Source organism: Carboxydocella sp. JDF658, assembly GCF_002049395.1.
Taxonomy (GTDB): Bacteria; Bacillota.
This window is the reverse complement of the sequence record NZ_BDLR01000053.1, coordinates 1-2943: the sequence shown is the minus strand read 5'-3', so window position 1 is coordinate 2943 and position 2943 is coordinate 1. Positions and strand designations below refer to the sequence as shown.

The window sequence follows — 2943 nt, the reverse complement described above, 5'->3', positions numbered from 1 at the left end:
TGGTCCGGAAGTAGAACTGGGGCCGGTAACCGTTGAAGAAAGGAGTATGACGGCCACCTTCTTCTTTGGTCAGCACGTATACTTCAGCGAAGAACTTGGTATGGGGCTTGATGGAACCAGGCTTGGCCAGAACCTGACCACGTTCTACCTCTTTCCGGTCTACACCCCGCAGCAGAGTACCAATGTTGTCACCAGCCTGGGCCTGATCCAGCATCTTACGGAACATTTCCACACCGGTTACAACGGTCTTCTTGGTTTCTTCTCTCAGACCGACGATTTCTACTTCGTCTCCAACCTTAACAGTACCGCGCTCAACCCGACCGGTAGCAACAGTACCACGACCGGTAATGGTGAACACGTCTTCAACCGGCATCAGGAAGGGCTTATCGATATCCCGCTCAGGAGTGGGGATGTAGCTGTCAACAGCATCCATCAGTTCCCAGATCTTGCCGCACCACTGGCAATCCCGGGAGCCGCAGCCGCACTCCAGCGCCTTGAGGCCGGAACCGACAACAACAGGAATGTCATCACCGGGGAAATCATACTGATTCAACAGCTCCCGCACTTCCATTTCAACCAGTTCCAGCAGCTCGGGATCATCCACCATGTCAGCCTTGTTCAGCCAGACTACGATATGAGGCACACCTACCTGACGGGCCAGCAGGATGTGTTCCCGGGTCTGAGGCATAGGACCATCTGCAGCGGATACAACCAGAATAGCGCCGTCCATCTGGGCAGCACCGGTGATCATGTTCTTAACATAGTCAGCGTGACCAGGGCAGTCTACGTGAGCATAATGACGCTTGTCGGTTTCATACTCAACGTGAGCAGTATTGATGGTAATGCCTCTTTCCCTTTCCTCCGGAGCGGCATCGATCTCATCATAACGCTTGACTTCAGCCTTACCTTGAGTTGCCAGAACTACAGTAATCGCAGCAGTGGTAGTTGTTTTACCATGGTCAACGTGACCGATGGTGCCCACGTTTACGTGAGGCTTAGTTCTTTCAAATTTTGCCTTTGCCATCTCTTCAAACCTCCTACATATATTTTTTGTAGTATTTTGGGCTAAATAAGATTGATTATATGTAAAAAGAAAAACCAGCCATAGGCTGGTTTACCTGACCTTAGTGGTAGCGGCGGAGGGATTCGAACCCCCGACACTGCGGGTATGAACCGCATGCTCTAGCCAACTGAGCTACGCCGCCTTATTGGTTGCGGGGGGAGGACTTGAACCTCCGACCTTCGGGTTATGAGCCCGACGAGCTACCAACTGCTCTACCCCGCGACGAAGAACTGTTACGTCATTGACAAAATCTATTATAGCCTTCCTTGCACCAATGGTCAAGAAGTAAACCCTGCCAATTTAGCCACAGTCCCGTTTTTCCAGATATCTTTCTATTTTTCTTTTTACCCGTTGCAAAGCATTATCAATGGACTTAACATGCCTCTTAAGGTCAACTGCTATTTCCTGATAGGACTTGCCGTCTAGATAGGACATTAACACTTTCCATTCCAGCGAACTGAGCAACTCCCCCATTTTCTCCTCAATGTCATCGAATTCTTCCCTGCTGATAATCAATTCTTCCGGATCTGTAATCTTAGTACCCGAAATCACATCCAGCAAAGTACGATCAGAATCTTCGTCATAAATAGGCTTATTCAGGGAGACATAGGAGTTTAATGGGATATGCTTCTGTCTAGTTGCTGTCTTAATAGCAGTGATGATCTGCCGGGTAATGCACAATTCGGCGAAGGCCCGGAAAGATGATAGCTTATCAGGGCGAAAATCCCTGATGGCTTTATAGAGGCCAATCATCCCCTCTTGTACAATATCCTCCCGGTCGGCGCCGATCAGGAAATAGGATCTCGCCTTAGCCCGCACAAAGTTTTTGTACTTATTGATGAGGTACTCAGCGGCGGCATTGTCTCCGGCCTTGGCCAGTTCTACCACATCCTCATCAATCATTTCCTCAAAACGTTCGCAGGCATCCGGTTGGGCACTCAGACTCAAGGTCATCGCCTCCGCTCTATTTGGTATTACCCGGGGTCGCAGTGATACATAAACTATTATACTCACAGGCTTGGACATAGTCAAGCCTTGCGCTGGCGTTGCCGCAAAACTTCATAAACACTGATGGCTGTAGCAACGGAGGCGTTCAGGGAGTTAATCTTGCCTGACATTGGTATTTTAATCAGAAAATCACAGTTTTCTTTTACCAGCCTGCTCAAACCCTTGCCTTCTCCTCCCACCACCAGAGCCAGCGGCCCGGTAAGGTCTTGTTCCCAAAGGCTTTTTTCTGCCTCTCCGTCCAGACCGGCTACCCAAACCCCTTTTTCTTTCAGTTCCCTGATTATCTGTACCAGATTGGACACCCGGGCCACCGGTACATACTCTACCGCACCCGCAGCAGCTTTCGCCACCGTTCCTGTCAACCCCACATTTCGACGTTTGGGTATAATCACCCCGTGAACTCCGGCCCCTTCGGCAGTACGCAGGATCGCCCCCAGATTGTGAGGATCTTCCAGTTCATCCAGCAAAATCAGCAAGGGCTGTTCTCCCCTGGCTTCCGCCTGGGCCAGTATCTCTTCCCAATCAACATAGGAGGCGGCCGCTACCTGAACCGCTACCCCCTGGTGAGCGGAAGTACCACAGATGCTGTCCAAACGCTCTCTGTTCACTTCCTGGAAAGGTACCCGACTCTCCCGCAAGACTGCCATAAGATTAGGGGGAAGTTTGGTGCCTTTGGCGACCAGGATTTTGTTCAGCTCTCTACCTGCTTTAATCGCTTCCAGTACAGGATTACGGCCATAAACCCATTCCAGTTCACCCATCCTGGCCTATCCCTGGTTCAAAAAACTTGACTATTTTTATTTTCAGTCAAGTCGGCCCCCAGACCAGGCTTTCGCCTCCTTTCCGAATACTTGATTTGCCCCCGCGGGGCA

At 50.5% G+C, this 2943-nt stretch carries 3 protein-coding genes and 2 tRNA genes; all 5 read right to left on the bottom strand.

Translation table 11 applies throughout. From position 1 onward, the window contains the following. The coding region (gene tuf / locus JDF658_RS09270) for an elongation factor Tu (protein WP_079907350.1) at nucleotides 1-1024 on the bottom strand (1024 nt) is incomplete at its 3' end. A 104-nt stretch (nucleotides 1025-1128) separates the two neighbouring features. Beyond that, nucleotides 1129-1205, bottom strand: a tRNA-Met gene (locus tag JDF658_RS09265). Nucleotides 1206-1209: 4 nt separating this feature from the next. Beyond that, nucleotides 1210-1285 (bottom strand) — tRNA-Met (locus tag JDF658_RS09260). A gap of 78 nt (nucleotides 1286-1363) precedes the next feature. Continuing rightward, nucleotides 1364-2011 carry an RNA polymerase sporulation sigma factor SigH gene (gene sigH / locus JDF658_RS09255; protein WP_078666709.1) on the bottom strand — a complete coding sequence of 216 codons (648 nt, stop codon included), beginning with the start codon at nucleotides 2009-2011 and terminating at the stop codon, nucleotides 1364-1366. An 80-nt stretch (nucleotides 2012-2091) separates the two neighbouring features. After that, nucleotides 2092-2832 carry a 23S rRNA (guanosine(2251)-2'-O)-methyltransferase RlmB gene (gene rlmB / locus JDF658_RS09250; RefSeq protein WP_079907349.1) on the bottom strand — a complete coding sequence of 247 codons (741 nt, stop codon included), beginning with the start codon at nucleotides 2830-2832 and terminating at the stop codon, nucleotides 2092-2094. Nucleotides 2833-2943: the final 111 nt, after the last annotated feature.